Origin of the sequence: Muriicola sp. E247 (genome assembly GCF_041358175.1) — a bacterium.
Lineage (GTDB): Bacteria > Bacteroidota > Bacteroidia > Flavobacteriales > Flavobacteriaceae > Muriicola.
The window spans coordinates 157,042-181,195 of record NZ_JBGKBE010000007.1 but is presented as its reverse complement, the minus strand read 5'-3'; the positions used below and the strand labels follow the sequence as shown (position 1 = coordinate 181,195).

Annotated in this window: 20 protein-coding genes and 1 tRNA gene; 10 read left to right on the top strand and 11 right to left on the bottom strand. The window is 42.8% G+C overall.

The features are described 5' to 3' along the window. Positions 1–86: 86 nt before the first annotated feature. Positions 87–164: transfer RNA gene (locus ACA086_RS11350), tRNA-Pro, on the top strand. Between the two features lie 382 nt (positions 165–546). Then, a complete protein-coding gene (locus tag ACA086_RS11345) occupies positions 547–1,188 on the top strand; it encodes a hypothetical protein (protein WP_371003422.1) in 642 nt (213 codons plus the stop codon). A gap of 76 nt (positions 1,189–1,264) precedes the next feature. Here ACA086_RS11345 and ACA086_RS11340 read toward each other — a convergent pair whose 3' ends face one another. The 9 genes from ACA086_RS11340 to ACA086_RS11300 form a co-directional block, all read right to left on the bottom strand. Beyond that, positions 1,265–3,508: a molybdopterin cofactor-binding domain-containing protein gene (locus ACA086_RS11340; protein WP_371003428.1), complete on the bottom strand. Its 2,244-nt coding sequence runs from the start codon at positions 3,506–3,508 to the stop codon at positions 1,265–1,267. Positions 3,509–3,527: 19 nt separating this feature from the next. Next, positions 3,528–5,789 carry a molybdopterin cofactor-binding domain-containing protein gene (locus ACA086_RS11335; RefSeq protein WP_371003420.1) on the bottom strand — a complete coding sequence of 754 codons (2,262 nt, stop codon included), beginning with the start codon at positions 5,787–5,789 and terminating at the stop codon, positions 3,528–3,530. Between the two features lie 19 nt (positions 5,790–5,808). After that, the gene (locus ACA086_RS11330; protein ID WP_371003419.1) at positions 5,809–6,264 is read right to left on the bottom strand and encodes a (2Fe-2S)-binding protein; all 456 of its coding nucleotides are present in this window, start codon (positions 6,262–6,264) and stop codon (positions 5,809–5,811) included. A gap of 101 nt (positions 6,265–6,365) precedes the next feature. Further along, entirely contained in the window at positions 6,366–6,968 is a 603-nt protein-coding gene (locus ACA086_RS11325) for a flavodoxin family protein (RefSeq protein WP_371003418.1), read from the bottom strand. A 24-nt stretch (positions 6,969–6,992) separates the two neighbouring features. After that, positions 6,993–8,621 (bottom strand): carboxylesterase/lipase family protein, encoded by a 1,629-nt coding sequence (locus ACA086_RS11320; protein WP_371003417.1) that lies wholly within the window; start codon positions 8,619–8,621, stop codon positions 6,993–6,995. Between the two features lie 12 nt (positions 8,622–8,633). After that, on the bottom strand, positions 8,634–9,086 hold the full coding sequence (locus tag ACA086_RS11315) for a nuclear transport factor 2 family protein (RefSeq protein ID WP_369747501.1): 453 nt from the start codon (positions 9,084–9,086) through the stop codon (positions 8,634–8,636). Positions 9,087–9,103: 17 nt separating this feature from the next. Further along, a complete protein-coding gene (locus ACA086_RS11310; protein ID WP_371003416.1) occupies positions 9,104–9,535 on the bottom strand; it encodes a putative quinol monooxygenase in 432 nt (143 codons plus the stop codon). Between the two features lie 13 nt (positions 9,536–9,548). Beyond that, positions 9,549–10,664: an alpha/beta fold hydrolase gene (locus tag ACA086_RS11305; protein ID WP_371003415.1), complete on the bottom strand. Its 1,116-nt coding sequence runs from the start codon at positions 10,662–10,664 to the stop codon at positions 9,549–9,551. A 10-nt stretch (positions 10,665–10,674) separates the two neighbouring features. Beyond that, positions 10,675–12,906: a DUF5916 domain-containing protein gene (locus ACA086_RS11300; protein ID WP_371003414.1), complete on the bottom strand. Its 2,232-nt coding sequence runs from the start codon at positions 12,904–12,906 to the stop codon at positions 10,675–10,677. A 140-nt stretch (positions 12,907–13,046) separates the two neighbouring features. Between ACA086_RS11300 and ACA086_RS11295 the strand changes: the two genes are divergently transcribed. Next, the gene (locus tag ACA086_RS11295; RefSeq protein WP_371003413.1) at positions 13,047–13,955 is read left to right on the top strand and encodes a helix-turn-helix domain-containing protein; all 909 of its coding nucleotides are present in this window, start codon (positions 13,047–13,049) and stop codon (positions 13,953–13,955) included. Positions 13,956–13,972: 17 nt separating this feature from the next. On the opposite strand, the gene ACA086_RS11290 is transcribed toward ACA086_RS11295, so the two are convergent. Continuing rightward, complete coding sequence (locus tag ACA086_RS11290) at positions 13,973–14,857, bottom strand: dienelactone hydrolase family protein (protein ID WP_371003412.1); 885 nt, start codon at positions 14,855–14,857, stop codon at positions 13,973–13,975. Positions 14,858–15,030: 173 nt separating this feature from the next. Here ACA086_RS11290 and ACA086_RS11285 point away from each other — a divergent pair, with 173 nt between their 5' ends. After that, positions 15,031–17,103 carry a tetratricopeptide repeat protein gene (locus ACA086_RS11285; protein ID WP_371003411.1) on the top strand — a complete coding sequence of 691 codons (2,073 nt, stop codon included), beginning with the start codon at positions 15,031–15,033 and terminating at the stop codon, positions 17,101–17,103. 166 nt (positions 17,104–17,269) lie between these two features. Here ACA086_RS11285 and ACA086_RS11280 read toward each other — a convergent pair whose 3' ends face one another. Beyond that, positions 17,270–17,401, bottom strand: a complete 132-nt coding sequence (locus ACA086_RS11280) for a hypothetical protein (protein WP_369747508.1) — start codon at positions 17,399–17,401, stop codon at positions 17,270–17,272. A gap of 107 nt (positions 17,402–17,508) precedes the next feature. Between ACA086_RS11280 and ACA086_RS11275 the strand changes: the two genes are divergently transcribed. The 6 genes from ACA086_RS11275 to ACA086_RS11250 all read left to right on the top strand — a co-directional run bounded on the left by ACA086_RS11275 (position 17,509) and on the right by ACA086_RS11250 (position 24,127). Beyond that, positions 17,509–19,581: a hypothetical protein gene (locus ACA086_RS11275; RefSeq protein ID WP_371003410.1), complete on the top strand. Its 2,073-nt coding sequence runs from the start codon at positions 17,509–17,511 to the stop codon at positions 19,579–19,581. A gap of 46 nt (positions 19,582–19,627) precedes the next feature. Continuing rightward, positions 19,628–21,010 (top strand): caspase family protein, encoded by a 1,383-nt coding sequence (locus ACA086_RS11270; protein ID WP_371003409.1) that lies wholly within the window; start codon positions 19,628–19,630, stop codon positions 21,008–21,010. 79 nt (positions 21,011–21,089) lie between these two features. Then, positions 21,090–21,998, top strand: coding sequence for a toll/interleukin-1 receptor domain-containing protein (locus ACA086_RS11265; protein ID WP_371003408.1), 909 nt, complete (start codon positions 21,090–21,092; stop codon positions 21,996–21,998). Between the two features lie 15 nt (positions 21,999–22,013). Next, the gene (locus ACA086_RS11260; protein WP_371003407.1) at positions 22,014–22,676 is read left to right on the top strand and encodes a hypothetical protein; all 663 of its coding nucleotides are present in this window, start codon (positions 22,014–22,016) and stop codon (positions 22,674–22,676) included. Between the two features lie 127 nt (positions 22,677–22,803). Beyond that, positions 22,804–23,346 carry an RNA polymerase sigma factor gene (locus tag ACA086_RS11255; RefSeq protein ID WP_371003406.1) on the top strand — a complete coding sequence of 181 codons (543 nt, stop codon included), beginning with the start codon at positions 22,804–22,806 and terminating at the stop codon, positions 23,344–23,346. Continuing rightward, complete coding sequence (locus tag ACA086_RS11250; RefSeq protein WP_371003405.1) at positions 23,336–24,127, top strand: anti-sigma factor domain-containing protein; 792 nt, start codon at positions 23,336–23,338, stop codon at positions 24,125–24,127. The genes ACA086_RS11255 and ACA086_RS11250 overlap by 11 nt, the downstream gene beginning before the upstream one ends. Positions 24,128–24,154 lie beyond the last annotated feature (27 nt).

Sequence of the window (24,154 nt, the reverse complement as noted above, 5' to 3'; positions counted from 1 at the left end):
TTAAGTGTCGAGCACAGATCTGAAGCATTAATCTTAGAGCGGAAGATCAAAAAACGAGGTGCAAAACGATTTATTGATGACCATCTCGGGGTGTAGCGTAGCCCGGTTATCGCGCCTGCTTTGGGAGCAGGAGGTCGCAGGTTCGAATCCTGCCACCCCGACCAAGAAAATCCAATCACGAAAGTGGTTGGATTTTTCATTTGCGAAAGCCGCAAGCTCGCTTGCAGGCTGAAGCAATTGGAAAAGACATCCGGGCCAAATGGTCCGGATTGGATTTTCTTGAGAAACACCCCCACCTCAGGATCACGGCGAAGCCGTAATCCTGAATATCGAAATTCCAAATCCCAAAATCCAATTTTTTAACTGAAAATGCATGAAACAAATAATGACAAAGCATAGCCATATGGCTTTTGTTGACTTATACCTCCTTCTGACAATGATCGAAAATGATCATCGATCCCTTCATGTATCAGAATTGCTTTTTAAAGGTGAGTTTAGCATGTGTCTAAAAATTATTATTTTACAGAAAATTCTTTCATCATGCGTATGATCAATATTTATTTGTCATGCAGTCTGGTATTTCTTCTCACGATATACCAGGTTTCTGCACAGGAGCAAGAAATTGAAGTGAAGATGGAACAGGGAGATTCAACCCTTATCTTCATGGGGTTCAATAGAGCCAAGGTAACCCATGAGGTCATCCTGAGATTGACAGCCGATAATCTTATCGGGTATCAGGGACCTGTTACCAAATTGATTCCGCCGAATACCTATGTTCCCATGATAACACTTCAATATGATCCTACTGAACCCTATTCCGTCAGTTCGCAATACTCATACATAGCCAAGCCCACTCCGGATGAAGCTAAACTACAGGAATTCGAGATCAAACGTGAACTCCTGGAGTCGTTCGATGCCGAAAATATTCCTGTGATCGTATTTTATGGGGAAGGTTGTGCCCGTTCTGAATATACACGCAAGTTTTTGTCAAGAAAAAAAATACCATTTAAGTATCTCGAAACCTCAAAGAACGATTATTACAACAAAGCCATGTTTGCTTTGATCCGAATGAAGGATCCCAATATTACTCGAATTCAATATCCCGTAATCATGACCTTGGACAGGCTGGATTATGATATCGGTAACCTGAGCTGGTATCTCAAAGAACTGGCTTCAGAATTCAAATAAGGTCCACACACCTAAAGACAAATTTGAGTTCAAATGATCTCCTTTTTTTGTTTTAAAGAGCTACTCTAGATATCCTCTATCCCAAAAATGGCTGATCGTAATAACGTTTTCCCGTAGCTTTGTAAAGGGCATTGGCCACGGAAGCAAACACAGGCGGATAGGTAGGTTCCCCGAGTCCGGTGGGGTCTATCTCATTTTCCACAAAGTACACCTCGATATTCTTAGGGGCTTCACTCATACGGATCATTCGATAGCGGTCAAAATTGCTTTTTTGAGGTACTCCGGCTTCAAAGGTCAGTTCTCCGTAAAGGGCATTACCTATGCCGTCGATAGTACCACCTTCGCATAAATTTGTAGCTGCATCAGGATTGATAACGATTCCGCAATCTATCGCGCAGTAAACGTTGTCAATTATAGGTTTGTTCCCTTCCCATCTCATATCCACCACCTGGGCAGCATAAGAATTGTGACAGTAGTAGGCCGCGACCCCGCGTTTGAGGTCTGCATCTCCATTACCCCAACCCGATTTTTCCTTGACAAGATTCAGAACTCCGGCATATCGATCTGCCTCGTAATCGTTATTTTTCCCGACTGGATCTTTTTTAGCCCGATCAAGTAAATCCAATCTGAAATCGATAGGATCCTTACCTGCCGCTTCCGCAACTTCATCCAGGAAAGACTGTTCTGCACAGGCAGCGAAATTGGAACGGGGCGCCCTGTAAGAGCCTATTGTGATATTGGTATTGATCGTCCAGCTCTCAGCAAGATAATTGTCTACAGCGCCTGCCGGAAATCTGTTGGCATACAGCGGACTCTCAGGAATTCCCCCGGCATTGACATGGAAGGCGATGAGATTGTTATCAGCGTCTAGTCCGGCCCTGTACGTAGTCTGATATGTGGGTCGGTATATACCTCCTGTCATATCATCTTCCCGGGAGTATATCAGTTTAACCGGGGCCTTTATTTTTTGAGAAATAAGAGCTGCCTCTATGGCCCAGTGGGCGTAGGATCTACGGCCATAACCCCCTCCAAGTCGGGTCATTTGGATATCAATTTTTTCAACGGGTAATCCCAAACGGGCTGCGAGGGTATGCTCTGTCAACTCTGCTTTTTGCAAAGGTCCGGAGAGTTCAGCACTGTCTTCCTTTACATGGGCGAAGAAATTCATAGGTTCCATGCAATTATGCGCCATAAAAGGTCCGGTATAGGTCCTTTCGATCACTTTTACTGCCTTGCGGAATGCTGCTTCAGGATTTCCATCCTTGCGCACCACACTAGCCTTCTTTGAAGCCATCTCCTTCATTTGGGCTTTGTGATCAGCAGTATTCTCCAGGCCGGCAGGAATGGTGAGGGTGTATTGCGACCGGCCATAGGGCACTCTTTCTTCCGTGTAGGTCTCAAAGCGTTCCCAACTCGTATTTACAGCATTTTTAGCGTTCATGACCTCCCAGGTAGTATCACCCACAATTGCGACTACTTCAAGGAAGGTGCAGGTGTCAAAATGCTGTCGTACAAAGTCGTCTTCCAGAACTTTTATAGTAAAAATATCTCTGATCCCGGGCATATTCCTGGCTGCCGTATCGTCTACTGATTTTAATTTCATTCCAAAGGCCGGCGGATGAATGATCATCGCGGTTAGCATCCCGTCTTCATATGTATCAAAACCAAAAAGCGGTTTTCCGGTGATGATCTTTGAAGCGTCCACATTCTTACGGGAAGTACCTATGATCTTAAAATCTTTCAGTTCCTTGAGCTGAACTTCTTCCGGGACAGTAAGTTGGGCTGCCGCTGATGCTATATCCCCATATCCCATAGATCGGTTACTACTGCTATGATACAACATGCCGGCTTCAGTGGTGACCTCATCTACAGGCACTTCCCATTGAGTTGCAGCTGCTTCTTTAAGCATCTGACGAGCCGAGGCCCCTGCCATTCGCAGACCGGGCCAGCCATGCCTAATGGCCTGACTTCCGCCAATAAACTGACGGGTAAACAATTCGGTGTTCAGTGGTGCCTGTTCCACGGTCACATCTTTCCAGTCCACGTCCAGTTCATCAGCGACGATCATGGGCATGGAGGTTTTTACATTCTGCCCGCCTTCCGGGTTGGGAGACATTATGGTAACTATGCCATTATCTCCAATTTTGAGATAGCCGTTGATCTCAAACCATTCATCCGGCATTTCAGGTCCGGTCATTTTTTTGGTCCCGCCGGGCTTACACCCATTCAAAAAACTGAATCCCAGTATAAGTCCGCCCCCTGCCAGGCTTGTATTCCTGATAAAGGCGCGTCTTCCGATATGTGTTTTTGTAAGCATAATGAAATTATATTATAAACGATTAACCCACCAAAGGTGGTCGATCAGTGGCAAATGGCTGTTGGTAGTGCCTTCTGCCGGTTGCTTTGTACAATGCATTGGCCAAAGCCCCGAATACTGGAGGGAATGGCGGTTCACCAAGTCCAGTCGGATCTATGTCATTTTTCACAAAATGGACTTCAATTTCCTTAGGGGCTTCACTGTGGCGGATGATTTTATAGCGATCAAAGTTATTCTGTTCTGGTCGTCCGTCCTGGAAAGTCAATTCCCCGTACATAGCGTTACCAACAGCGTCAACGATAGCACCTTCGGCCATGTTCGTTGCCGCATCAGGATTAATGACAATTCCACAATCTACCGCACATACAACCTTATTCACTCTCGGCGTATTGCCGTCCATCACTACGTCCACCACGTGGGCGGCATAGCTGTTATGACAAAAGTAGGCTGATACTCCTCTGTGTACTCCTGATGGAACTTCATTCCAATTTGATTTTTCACGAACCAATTTAAGTACACCTGCTAATCGGTCTGGTTCATATTCGTTGTTCTCCCCAACAGGATTGTTTTTTGCACGTTCCAGTAATTCCAGTCGAAAATCGATAGGATCTTTCCCAGCAGCTTCCGCCACTTCATCCAGAAATGCCTGTTCAACGCCTGCCATAAAATTTGATCGGGGGGCCCTGAATGCCCCTATGGTTATATTGGAGTTGATTTCCCATTGTTCAGCCAGGTAATTATCAACCGTACCTGCGGGAAAGCGGTTTGCGAATAGAGGAGATTCGGGTACTCCACCCGCTTTTACGTGAAATGCTATCAAATTATTGTTTTCATCAAGTGCTGCGCGATAAGTGGCATGGTATGATGGACGATATATTCCGAAGGTCATATCATCTTCACGACTATAGACCAATTTTATGGGAGCATTGGCCTGTTGAGAGATCAACGCGGCCTCAACGGCATAATGACCATAAGCGCGTCTTCCAAATCCCCCGCCCATCCGCGTGAGTTCAATATCCACTTTTTCGATGGGAATATTTAGACGGGCGGCCACGGTACCTTCCGTTAAAGCCGGTGCCTGTAGAGGTCCTGCTAATTTTGCTCCGTCTTCGGTTACATGGGCATAAAAATTCATAGGTTCCATGCAATTGTGTGCCAAAAAGGGACAGGTGTAAGATCTTTCTATAACCTTAGCTGCACCTTTAAAGGCAGCCTCGGGATTACCATCCTTTCTGGCCGTAGTAGCGGATTTAGCTGCCATTACGTTCATTTGAGCATAATGGTCGTCCGTATTTTCAAGTCCACCCGGCACCTCAACATTCATCTGAGTACCGAATCGATCCATTTTAAATGAAGTATCGGAAAAGGGTTCCCATTCTGCTTTCAATTGTTTTTTTGCGTTCATGACTTCCCAGGTGGTATTCCCAACTATGGCTACCAGATCGGTAAATGCATTGGTGTCAAAATACCCCCTGGTCATATCCTTTTGAAGCGTTTTGATTTTAAAGACATCTATTATCCCTGGCATTTTGCGTACCTGACTATCATCATAGGATTTCAGCTGCAATCCGAATGCCGGAGGGTGCTCTACCATAGCTATTAAAGCCCCTTCAGATTCGTAATCGACCCCGAATAAAGGTTTACCTGTGATGATTTTCTGATTTTCAACACTTTTTTTGGAGGTACCTATGATGGTAAAATCTTTAATATCTTTGAGTTGTACTTCTTCCGGGATTTCCAGCCCTGCTGCGATAGAAGCCATTTCACCATAGCCTGCGGAATTTTTGGAAGCTTCATGGGTCAACATCCCCTCTGAAACTTCGATTTCCTCGACAGCAACTTGCCATGTTTGTGCAGCGGCTTCCTTCAGCATTTGTTTAGCAGTAGCACCAGCGAGTCTGAGTCCTTCCCAACGGCGCCGGATTCCCTGACTTCCCCCTGTAAATTGCCAACCGTATTCATCGGCATCAAAATTAGCCTGCTCCACCAGTACATCTTTCCAGTCAACATCCAGTTCATCGGCAACAATCATGGGCATAGATGTAATAACTCCCTGACCAAATTCGGGGTTGGGGGCCATTATGGTGACCAGACCATTATCACCTATTTTAAGGTAGGCATTGATTTCAAACCATTCTTTCGGCATTTCTTTTACTGCCATTTTCTTTGTATCCCCGGGGCCGCAAGAATTGAGTATACTAAATCCAAGAACAAGTCCTCCACTGGCAAGGCTGGTGTTTTTGATAAATGCTCGTCTTCCTATCTGTGTTTTTAGAATTGTCATGGGATAAATTTTGTAATGATTATGAGTTAGCCGCTAGTTTTATAGCTTTCTTGATGCGGACATATGTTCCACAACGACAGATATTACCATTCATGGCCATTTCGATCTCAGAGTCGGAAGGATCAGGATTGTTTTCAAGTAAAGCAGCAGCAGTCATGATTTGTCCTGCCTGACAATAACCGCATTGAGGCACATCTACTTCCATCCAGGCTTTTTGAACAGGATGATCGCCGTTTTCCGAAAGGCCTTCTATAGTAGTCACCTCCTGATTGCCTACTGTTGATACTGTGAGCATACAAGAGCGAACCGCAATTCCCGATAAATGCACTGTGCAGGAACCGCATTGAGCTATTCCACAGCCGTATTTGGTCCCAACCAGCTTGAGATGATCCCGAAGTACCCAAAGCAAGGGTGTATTGGGATCTACATCTACCTTTTGTGTTTTTCCGTTAATCTTTAAATTGAATGTTGCCATGATGGAATTTTTATGTTCTTTAATGTACTAATTTATCAGATGTAAAGGAAGTTGATATTCAACTTTAATCTGGATTATGATGTTAAATTTTAATCTTCGTTCTATTGAGAAGTTTCTATTCCAATCTTCCTCAACCAAGACCTTACTTTCATGTTTGCCTCTGTTTTTCTTTCACCTTTAATGGCCAGGTAAATCCCATCCCGTTCTACGCCTCCTTTGATCTCAAAACCTTTGAGAATGTTGCTTGTTGGACAGAGTTCTTTTACCGTTTTAAAACCACTTCCCACCCCATAACCTGCATTGGTATTAAATGGAATTATCGTTTTTCCTTTTAAATCATATTGGTGCAAAAAGGTTTTTACCGGTGGCGGAAGTTGCATCCCCCATGTTGGGAAGCCCAGAAAAATGGTATCGTATTTATCCATATCTATTTGGGTCTTCAGAGGAGGTAAAAATCCGGTTTTGTTTTCTTCTGCAACCTGTTGCACGATGGCCTGGTAATTCTGTGGGTAGGGCTCCACTAATTCCAGAGCAACCAAATCTCCTCCAACCTCATTTTGGATGATTTCGGCAACAGTCTTAGTGTTGTTAGTTCGCGATAAATAAACAATTAAAATGTCATCCCCTGACTCCTGCACCCACTGTCTGGCATGCATTGCCAGACTCACAAATGAGAGTAACAGGAGAAAGACAGTTTTATGCATAATTTTACTATTCTATTTACACAGTTAGATACCCCGCGATTGAAGTTGACTCCTTAACTTAAATGCCTTCTCAATGACATCCAATCTCGCTCTTCTTGGATCTGGTTTTCCAACTGCTTCACCATCTAATTCAATATCTAAAATGGCGCCATCCTCTTCGTTGTAAATAGGCCAGTTAGGTAATCCATCTCCATTCGGGTTTCCGGTCTTGGCGAAATTTATCCAGTACCCATTCATTAGTTCCGCCACTTTTCTGTCTTCTTGAGTTATCTCAGGATTTCCCCAACGTGCGTCAAGATTATTAAAAACATAACTAACTTCGGAACCATGGCCGGCACCGTATTTCATTCTTTCCCTCATAGGCTCCGGTACAAATCCAAAATGGTATATAAACACAGGTTCACCTTGTTCCGCTAAAGCTCTGGCGGCAAAACGACCTGGTTCTCCCCAAACCCAATCGGTATTGAACTTAGTAATCACCTCTTCAAATTCTTTGCTACCATCAGGGTCATAAGCAGTTTTCGCTTCCTCTTTAAACTCGCCAAAAAGCGAAAACAGTTCTGCTTTTGTTTTACTGTTGTTGACAAAACTCCCGCCGATTTCGGCACTGTTAGATCCAATGATCAATGGTATTTGCATTTGTCTACCAGCTTTGTAAGCACTTTCGGCAGTTTCAGTTACCAATTCGCCGTCCAAGATTGGTCCGGAATAGATACGTGGACCATCCTGCCCATCAGTTTCCTGTCCGCTATCAACAATTTTTTCCACCGTTAAGGCGCGTAACCTGGCCAGAGCTTCGGAATCTGTACCTTCTATGCCGTGCTTTTTGGCAAAGTTGATACCGATGGTCTCCGCGGAAACAGGATAAAAAGGAGATGCATTTTCTTCCTTTATAGGCCTTCCGGTAAGTACACCATCACGACCTCCACCAGATTCGCTAATGGCCTTATGGAAGAGTCCTTTTGCCTCTGGAATGGTCATTAAAGAATGTACCGAAACCCCACCTGCAGAAAAGCCGAAGATGGTCACATTATCAGGATTACCACCAAAGGCAGCAATGTTCTTTTGCACCCATTGTAGCGCTGCAATCTGGTCCATATAGGCATAGCTGCCTTTATGTTCTTCAGGATGTTCGGCACTTAAAGCAGGGAATGCAAAATGGCCCAAACGCCCCAAACGGTAATTGATGGTAATCAAAATGACACCTTTCTTGGCAAACTCATCACCGGCAATTCCAGCTCCGGAACCACTACCACCAACAAAGCCTCCGCCATGAATCCAAACCATAACGGGTAGGTTCGCACCCGTTTTTACATCAGCAGGTTTCCACACATTCAGGTATAGACAATCTTCGGATGAACCTTCACTAATGGTTCCCGGGGCCCCACCCCAACCAGACTGTGCGCAGTTAGCGCCATATTCCGTAGCATCCAATTCACCTTCCCAGGCTGATAATGGTTGAGGAGCCCTCCAACGAAACTCACCAATTGGAGGAGCCGCAAAGGGAATTCCTTTAAAACTATCTACTTTATTGTCAGTAATTCCACGAATTACACCCAATTCAGTTGTGACCCTTACGGGATTATAGACCTTTTCTTGTGCTATTAATATTGAACTGAATACTAACGCTAATCCTATTATAATTTTTTTCATCTTACATCTTTCTTAGTGCTCTATTTTATGGGTATCCCGAACACTACTAAAAGTAAGATCCAGCAATTTCCATTCTCCTCCCTCTTTCTGATAGAATTCAGTGACTGTAAATTCATTAGAAACATCGTTACCACGAACATGGGCCATAAGCGTAATTCGGTTCCAAAGCACCACTGTATTTTCATCAAATATTTCTACTACCACATCGTGTACATCGGCATTTTTATACCAAATGCTTCCGGTCTCGATAATTTCAAGTTCCCTATCTTTTTTCCAGGAGCCGCTCATATGAACAAACCTTGATTTGTCATGAAATAAACTGGCCAACTTGTCCACATCTTTATCGGCCATCCATTGCCATTTGGCTTTTGAGATTTCTTTGATTTCCTTTTCTATTGTGGATTCCTGTGCAAAAGACAGGGCTCCAATTGCTGTAAATACAAATCCAATAATAAGTGACCTCATAATGTTTTTATTTTAAGTTAGTAATTAAATTTTTTAAAAATCGCCGGCATGGTTTCGGGGTCAATCGCCTCAACATCGATTAATCGCAGGGATTTGACCATATGCAGTGTAGATTCTTTGTAAACTTTGAAATGGGGAGTTTGGAGATGAGATTCATATGCTTTTTTATTCGCATAGATCTCAAGTAACCTGATTTGCGTTGGATTTTCTTTTTGAAACATGGGATAGATACAAATGACCCCGGGTTCTAATCTTACAGACGCTTCTGATTCCTCCCTGAGTATATCCAGGTACTCATCCAAATACACAGAATCGATATCAATTTCTGCGATCCTGATCATTGCATCTTGTGGGTCCGTATCAACATTTTTAGTCTTCGATTCGCCAATACAGGAAATAATCGGGAGGCAAAGAAACATAAGGATCAAGGATGATTTCAGAACTTTCATTGATATTGTTTATTTAATCTAAGTTTTTCTCCTTTAACCAGATTGACAAGTGGTTTGCGATCTCCAGGTTGTTCAAGTCAGAAAACGGAAAATGAGTATTTCCCTCAATGCCGATTTCAGGGAGATGAACCACTGTAACATCGCCTCCGTAATTGTTAACCACATCACGCCATTTACGCGCCATTTCAAGGCGAACGCGCCAGCCGTCCGTCCCGGGATTGGGGTCGTACTCTTCAGGAATAAAGTCCCCGTAATAAATGATTATGGGAATTTTAGTCAGGTTTAAAAAATCTGCTTTGGTAACACCAATAGCCTGCAAATCACCTGCTGAGCTTTCCAAGGGCCCCGGCACTTCTCCTTCAGGAAACGGGAAGCCGGAACCAGGTTCGTAGGACGCAATAGCCTTCACTTTGTCATTTTTTATGGCGGTTGCCCAGCCAAAGCCACCTGAATGGGAATGGGTGATCAGGATGCCTTCCCCAATCTTGTCAAAAAGCCGGGATACAGCATCTGTAATCACTTCGGTGTCAAATCCCCCGATATTGGGTGTTATCTGCCTGAAATACTGATTGAGTGTTTCCTTATCTTGGGCAAATTGAACTCCGGGGAAATAGTCCGGCCAGATCCCTATACGAAATGTATTGAACCAAAACTGCTCATCGGGGGTTGGAGTGATCGTGGCTTCAACAGTACTTCGCCCGGCTCTTCCCCGTCTTGGCTGGTCTATGATATAGGTACTGAAATCTCGTCTTAAAAAGATGTTTTGGTATCCTTCCCGCCCGTCTGGGGTAGTTTCCCAGGTCTTGGCGGATTGTCCGAAACCATGCCACATCACAAGGGGATATTTTCTTGGATCAACCGGAATTTGGTAAAATACATAGGCGTGGTCACCGTGATAAGTCTGGCCTTCAGGCGTGCGTTTAATGGCATCAAAAGTCCCTGGATTTTCGATAACACTACCGCCAACTGCAAAACTTCCCTGATCCTGAATTATCATTGGTTTGTTCTGGGAAGATAGGATTACAGGTATTATAAGCAGAGCGATAAGCAAACTCCATTTCAATAAGCTTACGTCTTTAGGATTGCTTTTCATTTTCATGACAACTAGAAAATATTGGATTTGATTCATTTGGAAGAACTTATATGTTTAACCAGTACGTTAATTTAAGGTTTATAGACCGGAATCTCGGTGCAAATGTCTCTGTAAAATAATTATCGTTATAGACAAGAAACAGATCAGAAAGGGGTGCGAATCGCCATTGTAACCTCGAATTGATCCCAAGGTTTTCCTGTCGGTTACTGTACTGCACCAGGGTATTCCAGAACAGGCTCTTACTGAAGGTGATATCCGATCTGAAGGTGGCAAAAAAGATGTTTGCATCCGCATAGGGATCGGGAAGTCGTATCCCGTTATAGTCTAGTCTTAGACTGAATTGGGCCTTAGGTTGCACTCTGAATCCAAATTGTGCTCCAAGGGCGGTAATATTGCCATTAAAAAACTGGCCTATTGTAGCATTAGCACCATAGGTAAAAACACTAGTGTTATTAGAAGCAAATTCTATGCTGGCCTGGTTAAAGGTGTATCCCTGATCGCCCGGTAGAGGTGTCGCTCCTGCGGTTCGGGAAGGATCGAATGGTGCGGTAAGAAAAATATAGTTGTTGGTAAAGGAAAATTCTGCCGTAGCCTGATCCCGAAAGGCAAACTCCCAGCTCCCCGTATAACGATGGTCTGTCTTTTTATAATCAAGCGAGGGCCGCCAGTAGACTATAGTTAGTAAACGGGGTGCATGCGTATTGATGATCCCATTTTCGGGATAAAAGATATGCTGTATTCCATTACCCCATTTCAATACATCGGTTCGTGGAACAAAGCCAAGGTCTGCTGTAAAATCCTGGTCAATATAAACCAGGTCCTCAGTAATTCGCCATTTACGGGGATTATAAGTAACAGTGGCCTGGGAAGAAAAATTTCCTGTGTTGTCTCCTGGCTGAAAAGACTTGTGGAGGTAGAATTTTCCATTCCAGTTGTTGTCTTCTGAAGCTAGATTATAATCCGCCCCTATGACCCGATTGAAATTATCATCAGGGGTAATATATCCCTCATCGCCCATCACCTGTCTGTTGACCCAAAACACGCCAATGTTAGATCTGGCACCAACTTTCCGCTGAAGGGCCAGCATCATATTATTATTGGAAGCAATTTCATTGGCTTCGTCCTTGGCAGTCTGTATGTTAAGCACTCCCAAACGCCAGTCTTTATTAAGTTTCCCACTGAGACGGACACCGCCAATAATATCATTTTGAATGAGGTTCCCTTCGGCATTCCGTGCAAGACCAATCCTCCGGGAAAAGAAAGGTTTGGCTTCATTAAAGGTATTTCCGAAATTTTCAAAAAGATCGCTGTTATCTATAAAGAACTGACGCTTTTCAGGTAATCTCACCTCAAAACGGGTCAGGTTTGTAAAAATATCATCCACTTCCACATTGGAAAAGTCGGGATTCAGTGTGAGGTCGAGATTCATACCGTTGCCAATTGAAATTTTAGCATCGCCCCCGGTTTTAAATTGTGTGTCAGACTCATCTGCACCATAGTTTTTGTCCGCAAGGATATTGATATATGGAATCAAAGCAATGGGCATTCGCGATTCACCCAGAGGTTTTTCAAAAATGAGTTCCCCCATATCAGCCAGACTGGATAGCAGTTGTTGCTGAGGAACTTTTACCCAGCTATCCTGCTGGTTCGACTGGTTATTCCAACGATAAGGACGGAAACGCCATGTTGAGGTCCCTTCCGGAAATTTTAAGGAAGTAAACGGGATGGCGACTTCTATTACAAAATGATCATCAAATCGACTCGCCTCAGCCTGCCATTTGATATCCCAGGTATTGTTAAAAGAAGCCCCGCCCTCTGAGACCAAGCCTTCACGCAGTACACCATAGGGGGTAACTCCAAAGAAATAGGCTGTAGTGCCGTCGCTGAAGGTATCGAATAGGAGAGAGATATTATCATTCGTAAGGGCACCAAAATCTCTTTTTAAGGTGGAGACTACATAATCCCCTGGAGCTTTTTCAGCGTAAATACCCACATACAGATGAGTCTCAGAATATAATACTCTTACTTCGGTTGTGTATTGTGCCTCAACCTGGTCTGAAGGAAAGAATTGCTGAAAATTACTGGCAACTTCGGCAGTTTGCCATATTGTTTCATCCATCAACCCATCCAATACAATGTTATCAGTGATGAGTCTGGCAGTAATTTGCTTACTAGTACTTTGCCCAAAGGACAAACCACATACAACAAACAGCAATCCTGAAAAGATCATTCTGAATCTGGAATATTTCCACCAATAGTTTATCCTATTCTCTGTCATGCAACAAAATTAAAGCCTGTCTATGATCTATTAATTACCCGGATTACGGATTTATCTACCATTATTACAGAATTCTCTAAGGATGTTTGATTCGCTGGTTATCAATGTCTTATCTTTAACAAAATATTAATAACGGGATAATGAAGGTGTATGAAATTAAAGCAGTAGGAGACTACCTCAAATTGCGCAACCAGGAGGTTTTACACCCATTAGTTGGGGTGGTTGATTTTCAGGATGTAGATGAAGACGGAAAGACCATTAAAGACTTTAATGCTCTGCGATTTAACTGCTATGCCATTTTTCTAAAGGACGCTACCGGGTGCAAGTTGAAATACGGCGGAAAGCCCTATGATTATGATGAGGGTACTCTGGTTTTTGTTGGACCCGATCAATTGGTTGAGCTTTCATATGATGATCCAAATTATCGTCCGAAAGGCTATGCCTTGTTGTTCCATCCCGATTTATTTTTGGGCACCGAACTGGGTCGTAAAATTCATCATTATAACTATTTCTCGTATTCACTTTTTGAAGCACTACATCTTTCGGCCAAAGAACGAAAGGTGATCGTAAGCTTGTTGGATAAAATTCAGTTTGAACTGGACCAGACTATCGACAAGCACACCAAAAAACTCATTACTGCTAACATCGAACTTCTGTTGGACTACTGTGTGCGATTTTACGATCGACAATTCCTTACCCGGGAAAAAGAGAACAATAGTTTCCTTGAGAATTTCGATGTGCTCTTAAAGGAATACTTTACTTCTGACAGACCTCAAAAATACGGAACACCCTCAGTGGCGTATTTTGCAGATCAATTACATTTATCTTCTAACTATTTCGGAGACCTCATTAAAAAGGAGACAGGCCATTCTGCCCAGGAATACATACAGAATAAATTAATCGAAGAAGCAAAGGAGAGGGTATTCGACCCCACTAAAACAGTCAGTGAAATTGCCCATGAACTGGGGTTTAAATATCCGCAGCATTTCACCCGTCTCTTTAAACAGCGCGTAGGTCACTCCCCAAGTGAATTCAGATCTATGAACTGACTCATTTTGCCGGATAACTAATTCAATTTCTCTTTAAAAAATTCAATAGTCCTCCCCCAGGCCAGTTCCGCAGCCTCTTCATCGTAACGTGGCGTACTCGTATTGTGAAAGCCGTGGTTGACATCCGGGTAGGTGTAGGCCACATACTCCTTTCCGTGTTTCTTTAAGGCTTCTTCATAGGCCGGCCAACCCGCATTGACGCGTTCGTCGAGTCCTGCAAATTGAAGCATCAGAGGTGCTTTGATCTTGTCGATATCTTCCTTGGGCTGTCCGCCGTAAAAAGGTACGGAAGCAGCCAGGTCAGGTACTTTTACCGCCATCATATTAGAGATCCAACCCCCAAAACAAAAACCAACCACCCCGATCTTACCGTTGCAGTCTTTGTGTTCCTTTAAATAGTTAAATGCGGCAATAAAGTCCTCCAGCATTTCATTCCGATCGCGTTTTCGCTGCATGGTCCTTCCTTCGTCATCATTTCCCGGATAACCGCCCAGGGGCGAGAGTGCATCGGGCGCCAGGGTAATAAAACCGGCAAGTGCTGCCCTTCGCGCAGTGTCCTCTACATAAGGATTTAGACCCCTGTTTTCATGAACCACCACGATTCCGCCCAAAGCAGATTTGGCTTCTTTGGGTTTTGAAAGCAGGCCCTTGATCTTACCGCCTCCCTTCGGAGAGTCATAGGTAATAAATCCTGAATCCAGGCCGGGATCATCCTGTTTTACTAGGAGGGTGTCCTTGTAATTCGGCATAAGGAAACTCATCAGTGAAGCAACGGTTATCCCGCCAACGGCATAGACTGATAGCTTCTCAATAAATTCCCTGCGTTGCAACTTGTTGTGGGCATAAGCATCGTAAAGCTCAAACACCTCCTGTTTAATTTCACCTTTCTTTAATTTTTTCATGAGTACTTTAATTTAGAGTAAAAGCCAAAAGCTCTTTTTGCAACTAAAAAGATACCAAAAAAATAGGTTAGGACATGTTGTATATACAATTATTCCTGGGGTGATCTATCATTCAGTAAGGTTGTCTTAAACAATTAATTATTATCTTGAAGTGTTACTAGCCAACCACAAGAATGAATTTAAAAGAATTTGTAAAAGAATGCCATCAGAAAGAGGTATTTAAAAATCTTTCCATTTACGTCGTTTCCAGCTGGGTATTGATACAGGTCTTTTCGGAAATGTGGGAACCTTTTGGACTGCCTAAGATCTCCATGACCTACCTCTTGCTGGTATTGATTGCAGGTTTTCCATTCTATACTTATCTCATCTGGCGGTATCGCCTAAAACCATCCGAGACCAAACTGAGTCGGCGTGAAGGGATGAAATTCGTAAAAAATAAAACAGGAGATAAAGGGGTAGAATCTCAACTTAAGAAACGAAAGGTACATCTCCCGGGGATCCATTTCTACAGTCCCTTTCAAAAAATGTATTTCACCTTTCTCTTTGCCATCCTGCTTATTTCGGTATTTGCTGTAGCCCTGATTGTCCGAGCCAATTTTATCAACGAACCTGAACCGGGCGTATTTGCCTTCGCCAAAGATGATAGCAATGACAAGATCGCCGTGCTCTCCTTTGAAAATAACACAACCAATGAAGAACTTGATGTGGTGGGAAAAATGGCGGTCGACTGGATTATTCACGGAATTACACAAAATGACATGGGGCAGGTAATATCCCCAAAAGTGGTAGAGCAGTATGCAACGGTACTAAAGGCTTCCCTGGTACCGGATGAAGACAATGGAATACTGACCGAATACCTGAAGCCCGGTAAGATCATTTCGGGGAATTACTACCTGAACAACGGAAAACTTTTGATCCAATGCACCATTCTGGATGGGAATATGAATGAAACCCTGGAGACCATTGAACCGGTTTCCTGCGACTCAGACAGTCCGCTGGTCTGCATAGAAATGCTCAAACAAAGGCTGCTCAGTGCGCTGTTAGAGGAAGATGAATTATATACCGTATATGAAGAAACACCCCCTAATTACGAAGCCTACAAGTTGATGCAGGGAATGAATAAATTTGAGAGCCATACCCCCGAATACTTAAACCTCCTCAATGAGGCCATAGCCCTCGACAGTACGTATTTTGAGCCCAAACTGCACAGGATGGCCTATTATTATAACCTGGAAGATTTTGCCATGGCCGATTCCATGGCAAGGGAGCTTTCATCTGCAAATCTAAAAAGCAAAAGGCAACAAAATCTTGTAAAATTATGGACTGCTCTTATTAAAGGCGATAATAAGAGGGCATTTACCTACCTAAAGAAAGAGTATAATACCGAACCCGATGATCTCAACAACAACAGTAGTACCATGGTGTTGGCGCTTCAGTTTGTAAACAGGCCGGAGGCAATTGATTCCATCTATAACAAACAGCCGATCATGGCTAATATAGACAGTTTAAGCTGCCAGACCTGTGAATACCGTCACTTTAGCAAAGGCATGGCCGATATCGCCCTCGGCAAACCTGAAAAGGCCATAGAGATGTTTAAGGACTATGGAAGAGTAAAGGAGTTTTACTGGATAAAAGACGTCTTAATGTATGCCAATATGCGCATTAGCGATCATTCGGAAGTCGATAACATTATGAACACTATTAAGCTTACTGGCGATCTGGATACCTGGAGAGAAAAATGCCTGTTGGTAGCCAAACAATACCTTCTGCAGGAAGACCGTTCACGAGCCGATTTGTATTTAAATAAGCTGCTCGGATCACTTGAAGATCAGTCGGCTGAGTTGACTATTGAGGAAAAGGAATTAAAGGCGTTCACCTATTTTTATTTGGATGAATTCAAAGAAGCAAGTGAGATCTTTCAAAGTTTACAGGAGATAGACCCTGAAGATGTGGACTACATCTCTTTTCAAGCGATGTGCTTGTTTGAGGAAGGGGAGTTGGAAAAAGCGGAAAAGCTGATGGGGGATATCGACCGACTAAGGGCTGACTATCAGTATGGTAAAATCGACTATGCGAAAGCCAGATATTATGCAGTTAAAGGGGATACCGATCTACTAATTCAAAACCTGATCCGTGCGGTAGCAGCAGGGAAACGGTATAATCCAGGGACATTCCATGACGATGTCCTGATGAAGCCTTATACAGAATTAGAGAGTTTTAAGAATGTTCTCAATTTCTGGCATTGAGTCAAAGTCTATGAGGTAATTTGGTGTAGCTTTTTCAGAATGTAATTTCACAGATATTTATTAAAAAACCGGACACAAAAGTGCCCGGTTCTGATTTCTTGAAAATTTAACAGCAAACTGCCTATGCGATTCTGCCCAAATTAATTAGGAGATAATTCTCGCAGATTTACTTGGTCTTTGGAACATGACCTCCTTTAGAGGTTGCTTTCGTCTTTGGAACGTGGCCTTCCTTTGAAGTTACTTTTGTTTTTGGAACATGTCCTCCTTTGGACGATGCTTGTGGTTTTGTGGTCCCCATGGTTATAATTTTTAGAGTTAATTTATCACTATATTAGTGAAAAATTAGCTCGATTCCTAAGGTATTTTGTTAAGACTTCTATATAAATCCCATACCGATTCTATTAAATGAATTTTAAAGCCTTTGTTAAAGAATGTCATGAAAAGGAGGTTTTTAAGAACCTTTCCATTTATATTGTTTCCAGCTGGGTCCTGATACAGGTGTTTTCGGTAATCTATGAACCCTTTGGGTTGCCTAAAATAAGCATGACCTATCTTTTACTTGTTTTGCTTATCGGATTTCCCTTTTATGTTTATCTGATATGGAGGTATCGATTAAAGCCTCTCGAGTCCAGATTCAGCCGAAGAAAGGGTTTAAAAGTAACATCCAAGTCGGCAAACTCAGCAGAGGAAATCAAGGGTCTGAAAAAAAGGAAGGTACATTTGCCCGGGGTACATTTCTACAGCCCTTTTCAAAAATTGTATTTCACTTCCTTGTTTGTTATAACCCTCGTATCTCTCTTCTCTGCCGCCCTGATCGTAAAAGCAAACTTTATCAATCAGGAGAACATGAGTGCCTTTACTTTTCCCGAGGAACCAGACAACGACCGAATTGCCGTTCTGCCCTTTGAAAATAATACGACCGACCCCAATATGGATGTTGTAGGTAAAATGGCAGTAGACTGGATTATGCATGGGATTACCCAGAATAAAGTAGGGCAGGTGATCTCACCGCAGGTGGTGGAAGATTACACCAAAGTACTCAAGGCCACCCTTGTGCCGACAGGAGAAAATGGTGTACTTAAGGAGTATTTGAAGCCCTCAAAAGTCGTCACAGGCACTTACTATCTTAAAGACGGCCGATTGTTACTGCAGTGCTCGGTTCTGGATGGCAATATGAACAGGACACTGGTATCATTTGAAATAACAGAGTGTGATGCTGATAGTCCGCTTGATTGCATTGAAGCAATAAAACAACGGGTGCTGGGCTATCTGGATTCAAAAGGTATGGCTCAGTTGGCCCTGGAAGAAACTCCTCCTAATTACACTGCATACAAGTTATGGCTGGAAAGTGATGCCCTGCTCGAATTGCAATCTGATGAACAATTAAAATACATCAATGAGGCAATTGCTGCCGACAGTAGTTTTTTTAAACCCAAGATAGACAGAGTTGCTTACTACTATAACCGGGATCAGTTTGCGGTGGCTGATTCACTGTTACAGGTGTTGGCTGCTGAAACTGGCACCAAGAAGGAACAACTCAATATGATACAACATTACGAGGCCTGTTTTAAGGGGGATAACCGTACTGCATACAGAACCTATCAGGAAGAATACAACGTGGCACCGATAGAGATTGAACTCAATTTGAGTACTATGGTCCTTGCCCTTCAATTTGTAAACAGACCCCAGGATGTGGATAGCATTTATGCAGCGATTCCTAAAAACGACTTTGATCTTGACAATTGCATCTCCTGTGAATACCGGTATTTTGTCAAAGGCATGGCCAACCTGGAACTGGGAAAGGTAGACGAGACCATAGAATTGTTAGAACCTTATGCCCGAACCGCAGGACAAGAGTGGATCAAGGAAGTACTAATGAAAGCCTATGTGCTGGACGAAGATCACGCAGCCGTTTATGAATTGTTGCAACACATCCGTCTGCTAGGGAGGATAGACTACTGGCAGCTGATGATGTTAAAAACCGGACTTGAATACCTGAAAACCGGGGACGAAACCAATGCGAACCGCTATTTTGATGATGTTCTGGCATATCAGGAGAAAAGGGGGAATTTATTAACCCCGGCAGAAAAAGAACTCAGTGCGGAAATCACATTTTATAAAAAGGACTTTCCTGAGGCCGAGAAAAGAATTGAAGAGGTTTTAACAGAGAGTACAAATGAAATACCGATGCTTTCTTTTTTAGCGATGTCTTCTCATAAGAATGGGAAGGATGAAAAAGCAAAACAAACTCTGGAAAGAATTGAAAATCTGAGAGCCAAATATCAATTTGGGGAAGTAGACTATGCCCTGGCCAGATATTATGTATTTACAGGGCAGGATGCGTCTGCCCTGGATCATCTTACCAAAGCCGTGGCTGCCGGAAAACGATTTACAAGTACTACCTTCCAGAATGATGTCCTCTTTCAATCATTAAGATCATCAGAACGATTTAAAAAGATACTCACCTTCTGGTACTAATCAGAAAATAATTCTAACAGCAGTCAACCAGAAAAAAACCAACTCAATGTTCAACTCGGAAAATAATTTTGCCCTCATCATCGGGGTGGGAGGGGATAAAATAGAATATACAGTCAACGATGCACGGATGCTTCAGGAAAGCCTGATAGATGATAAACTTATTGGCTATCCAAAAGACAATGTGATCGTCAGGACGGAGAAAGAAGCCAGCAGGGACGGAATTCTTAAAGCCTTTGACGAGTTAAGGGAAAAAACCAATGAGGATTCTACAATTCTGTTGTACTATTCAGGGCACGGCGGTAAATACAGCGACCAGCATAAATTTTTTCTGCAACCCTCAGACATGACCGCTGATAATATTGAAGAGACCATGATCACGGCTGAAGAACTCCGGGAAAAGATCAATGCACTTCCATCAAATAAACTGGTGCTTTTTCTCGACTGCTGCCACGCTGAAGGAATGGTGCAAAGTGGGATCAAAGGCCTGTACGGGATGGCCCAAAAACTCAATGACGAACAGGGAATCTGGATTATGGCTTCCTGCCAGGACAATCAAAAATCTTATGGTTACGGAGACCATAGCTTCTTTACACAGGCATTGCTCGACGTACTGGCCGGACAGCATGTTAGGCCGTTCACAGACCCTGAAGTTAGTATGATGGATGTGGTGGAATACATCTTTAATGAAGTTCCTAAAATGGCTAGTAATTGTGAGGACGAGGAAGGTAATGCTATAGTACAGACTCCGTATTTTAAAACGCAGATGTCTGAAAATCTAATCCTGAGTCACTTTCCTCAGAATGCGCATGATCACGAAGCCATCATAGCCGAATTAGAGCCCAATCTGGAAGCCCTTGATGAGGAGAGTTTTATAAGGTTGATTAAATCTATGGAGGCCGTCGGCAGGGTGGAAGACGCAATAGTTGCTCTGAATAAAAACAAAAGGACTAAGTCTGATCCCGACCTGATGGAAACCCTGGGCGATTTGTATCGCAACTACTACATAAAACACAGGTTGCAGAAGGAAGGACAGGAGGCCCTGGAGATCTATAAGAAGGCTTATGAACTGGCAGTTAAAACTGATGATGAAGAACAGGTTTTTACCAATGCGGTAAAAGTAGCCTTTATGATGGCTAAGCTCGATCTCAGTAAAAAAGATATGCGGGAATACGCCGCGGTTGCCTTAAGCGCTGCCGACCAATATCCCTACGATAGTGTACCGAAATTTGTAACGATGGCCGAGGCGAGTATTTTTCTGGGCGATCTGGATGCTTCTAAAAAGCACTACACAGTTGTGGATGAAAAGGCTGGGATCAGATACAAAATGAAGTGCTATGAAAGGGCTGTTCTTATTTACGACACACTCTATGACACCAAAAACGAGAAAGACCCTTATATCGAATTTTTAAAGGATACGCTGCTGAGTTAATGAGAATATTAATTTGTATTCAATAATTTTAACAGTTCAAGAAAAAATAGTAATTTTCTGAACCAACAAAACCAAACCAATGTCTTCTGAGTCGGCTTTTATCATGTATTCTTCCAAAGATTCGCAGCAGGCCCATCAATTTGCTGAAAGGCTGAGCGATGCAGGAGCATCTGTTTGGATTGATACGATTAATCTTCGCGATATCACTGAGGAGCTAGATGAAGAAGAAGTAATGGAGTCTGCACTTCTCGACTCCAAAGCCGTACTTATTCTCACCTCTCAAAATGCCCTGAATGACCAGTTTGTGAGAAATGACAAGCGCTTTGCCCGGGTGAATGACAAAAAGATGATTCTGATTATGCTCGAGGCATGCGATCTGAGTAAAAAAATGAGATGGAATAATCTCAAAACGATAAATTTCCACCAAAACGAGGAAGCGGGGATTGATGAGATTCTCGAATTACTTCAGGTGACGCGGAAATCTGGCTCCGCAGCTGCACCTTTATCCTCTGATGAGGAAGTTGAAACTCCGCGGAGCGGGCAAAAGAAAGTAAAGTCGGTTACTTCCAAGAGTAGTGTCAAGATTCCTGAAGAAGAATTAGCGTTGCTCAATGAACTGAAAGACGATATAGAATACTACAAGTTTAAGATGAAGGAGCAGATCTCAAAATCCAAGATGTATGCCTATCTGGGTATTGGGGGAGCGGTGATTATTGCCGTAGCAGCGATTTTCTTTATCCCGGAACTTGTTACTAAGGTTTCAGAAGTTCAGGATAAAATTCAATGGGCAGGAGGATTATTTGGGGGTACTTTACCTACAACCTTTAGCTTTTCATCTTTAAACAGTACCAAGGACAAAAAAAAGCGCCTGGAAGGTGTTCAGTTATTCGAAAAGAAAATATCGAGATTCGAACACGGAGTACTTCCGGTGACTAAAGCCGATCTGTTGGCCCTGGAAGATGATTTTGGCATCTACATCAATACGTAATAATCCCAAATCAATATGAGTAAATTAAAAGACAGAATTGAGGAGATTAATAAAACGGTCCAGAAAAGCCGTAGAATTAATAACTTCCTCTGGATAGTTGTGATCATCTTTGTTGGCACTTCCATTTATTTTGCAATAGATTCTGAAATATCCAAAGAACAGGCTATTGATAATAAAGAAGAGGCATTGGCAGCGAGAGACTCCTTAAAGCTGTTGGAAGAAGATCTGCAGGGAGAGAAAAACAAGCTTGAAGAGTTTAAAAAGAAATACGATTCACTTGTTAAAGAGAAGCTGGAAACAAACGATGATTTATGGCAATATACTGTTGAAGCTAATACCTTTGAAGCTTATATGGACTATATCAATATCAAGGGTGAACAAGGTATTTCTGAACACGAAGACGAATTGAATTCCAAATTAAATTCTTTCTTTAATAGAACGGGTTATGTTCAATTTCAGGAATCGAATTCTAATATTCTCTTTGAACCTATCTCTTTTGGCAATAGGGAAGACTTTTATACCCCTAAATCAGCTCGCAGTGTACGAAAAGGAGTAATTGGTGTTGATCAGTCCTATGGGCGCAACGGTGATGTAATCCTTGAAGGCCAGATAGTGCAGGTAGTCGAAACTATTCCAAGCGGGAATTCAAAATGGGTAAAAATCAGATACAGTAATTAAAACACAAACTTATTTCTGAATATTATAACATTTAACAGTCGATTGCCTTCGGATGGAATATATTTCATTGTAACTTCCACTTTTTTAATTTTTACTTATTTAAAAGTTAACACTTTTTCGGTTTTCTATGGACCTTGACCTTCTTGTACAACGTTTTCAAAAAAAAGACATCAAAGCGTACGAGCAATTGTACGCTATGTATGCTGAAAACATAACAGGGGTGATCCATACCATTGTAAGGGATGAACAGCTGGCACAGGAGATTTGCCAGGATGTCTTTCTGAAAATCTGGGACAAGGCAGATAGCTACAATAGTTCCAAAGGCCGTTTCTTTACCTGGATTCTCAATATCGCCAGGAATGCCGCCATCGATAAACTGCGTTCAAAATCCTATAAAAAGAATAAACAAAACCTTTACACAGATAATTTCGTAGGTACTTTAGAAGATAGCATGGAAGATGACTCCAGGCCTGACACTTCAATTTTAAAAAAGTTGTTGAAAGGGTTAAAGGGAAAATGTGTTTCGGTCATTGAAATGCTTTATTTTAAAGGTTATACACAAAAAGAAGTTGCGCAGGAATTGTCAATTCCCCTGGGGACGGTAAAGACCAGGAACCGGGATTGTATTGGTAAACTGCGAAAAAATATGACATTGTTGCATGGACATTAAGGACTACATAGTATCAGGGGTACTCGAGCTCTACGTTGCCGGTAAGCTCTCCGAAACGGAGAACCTGGAGGTGGCTGCTATGGCCAAGGAGCATGTAGAGGTCAGAACCGAAATTGAAGCAATAGAAAAGGCGATACTTGAACTTACCCGGGCGACTGCACCAAACACTGTTCTTGATTTTGAGGAGATCAGAGATAAAATCGCTGTATCGGAGCCCAAAGTGATTCCAATCACAAAACCAGGAACTGCATGGTTTAACTATGTGGGATGGGCAGCTTCTGTACTGCTAGCCGTGGGCTTGTTATGGATGTACAATAACAATCTAGAGCTGAGAACTCAGATGGAGGCCGCATCTGAGGAAAAACTTCTGCTCGAAGAACAGATCGCCAACGCCAATAATTCTCTTGAACAAACAACAGACCTGCTCAATACCATCCGTGAAAAGGGAATTTCAGTTACTTCCCTGGCAGGGCAGCAAGTTTCACCTGATTCCTATGCAAAGGTCTATTGGAATAAGACGGAAGAGAAAGTTTATATCGATGCCATGGGTCTGCCGGAGCCGCCTCCGGGGATGGTCTATCAGGTCTGGTCGTTAAAACTCGACCCACTGACTCCTACCAGTGTGGGACTGCTAGAGGACTTTACTTCTGATGAGAACCGGATTTTTGCCCTTACTAACTCCAACGAATCAGAGGCCTTTGGTATTACCCTGGAACCTGCAGGAGGTAGTGAATCCCCTACATTGGAGCAACTATATACCTTAGGGGTAGTTTCCTCTTAAAAGGAATTACGGGAAATTAAAAAAGAG

What these genes read in the sequence shown, in the direction of transcription:
- ACA086_RS11345 (WP_371003422.1), top strand. Translation starts at nt 547, where the DNA reads ATGATCAATATTTATTTGTCATGCAGTCTGGTATTTCTTCTCACGATA.
- ACA086_RS11335 (WP_371003420.1), bottom strand. Translation starts at nt 5,789, where the DNA reads ATGACAATTCTAAAAACACAGATAGGAAGACGAGCATTTATCAAAAAC.
- ACA086_RS11330 (WP_371003419.1), bottom strand. Translation starts at nt 6,264, where the DNA reads ATGGCAACATTCAATTTAAAGATTAACGGAAAAACACAAAAGGTAGAT.
- ACA086_RS11325 (WP_371003418.1), bottom strand. Translation starts at nt 6,968, where the DNA reads ATGCATAAAACTGTCTTTCTCCTGTTACTCTCATTTGTGAGTCTGGCA.
- ACA086_RS11320 (WP_371003417.1), bottom strand. Translation starts at nt 8,621, where the DNA reads ATGAAAAAAATTATAATAGGATTAGCGTTAGTATTCAGTTCAATATTA.
- ACA086_RS11315 (WP_369747501.1), bottom strand. Translation starts at nt 9,086, where the DNA reads ATGAGGTCACTTATTATTGGATTTGTATTTACAGCAATTGGAGCCCTG.
- ACA086_RS11310 (WP_371003416.1), bottom strand. Translation starts at nt 9,535, where the DNA reads ATGAAAGTTCTGAAATCATCCTTGATCCTTATGTTTCTTTGCCTCCCG.
- ACA086_RS11305 (WP_371003415.1), bottom strand. Translation starts at nt 10,664, where the DNA reads ATGAATCAAATCCAATATTTTCTAGTTGTCATGAAAATGAAAAGCAAT.
- ACA086_RS11300 (WP_371003414.1), bottom strand. Translation starts at nt 12,906, where the DNA reads ATGACAGAGAATAGGATAAACTATTGGTGGAAATATTCCAGATTCAGA.
- ACA086_RS11295 (WP_371003413.1), top strand. Translation starts at nt 13,047, where the DNA reads ATGAAGGTGTATGAAATTAAAGCAGTAGGAGACTACCTCAAATTGCGC.
- ACA086_RS11290 (WP_371003412.1), bottom strand. Translation starts at nt 14,857, where the DNA reads ATGAAAAAATTAAAGAAAGGTGAAATTAAACAGGAGGTGTTTGAGCTT.
- ACA086_RS11285 (WP_371003411.1), top strand. Translation starts at nt 15,031, where the DNA reads ATGAATTTAAAAGAATTTGTAAAAGAATGCCATCAGAAAGAGGTATTT.
- ACA086_RS11280 (WP_369747508.1), bottom strand. Translation starts at nt 17,401, where the DNA reads ATGGGGACCACAAAACCACAAGCATCGTCCAAAGGAGGACATGTTCCA.
- ACA086_RS11275 (WP_371003410.1), top strand. Translation starts at nt 17,509, where the DNA reads ATGAATTTTAAAGCCTTTGTTAAAGAATGTCATGAAAAGGAGGTTTTT.
- ACA086_RS11270 (WP_371003409.1), top strand. Translation starts at nt 19,628, where the DNA reads ATGTTCAACTCGGAAAATAATTTTGCCCTCATCATCGGGGTGGGAGGG.
- ACA086_RS11265 (WP_371003408.1), top strand. Translation starts at nt 21,090, where the DNA reads ATGTCTTCTGAGTCGGCTTTTATCATGTATTCTTCCAAAGATTCGCAG.
- ACA086_RS11260 (WP_371003407.1), top strand. Translation starts at nt 22,014, where the DNA reads ATGAGTAAATTAAAAGACAGAATTGAGGAGATTAATAAAACGGTCCAG.
- ACA086_RS11255 (WP_371003406.1), top strand. Translation starts at nt 22,804, where the DNA reads ATGGACCTTGACCTTCTTGTACAACGTTTTCAAAAAAAAGACATCAAA.
- ACA086_RS11250 (WP_371003405.1), top strand. Translation starts at nt 23,336, where the DNA reads ATGGACATTAAGGACTACATAGTATCAGGGGTACTCGAGCTCTACGTT.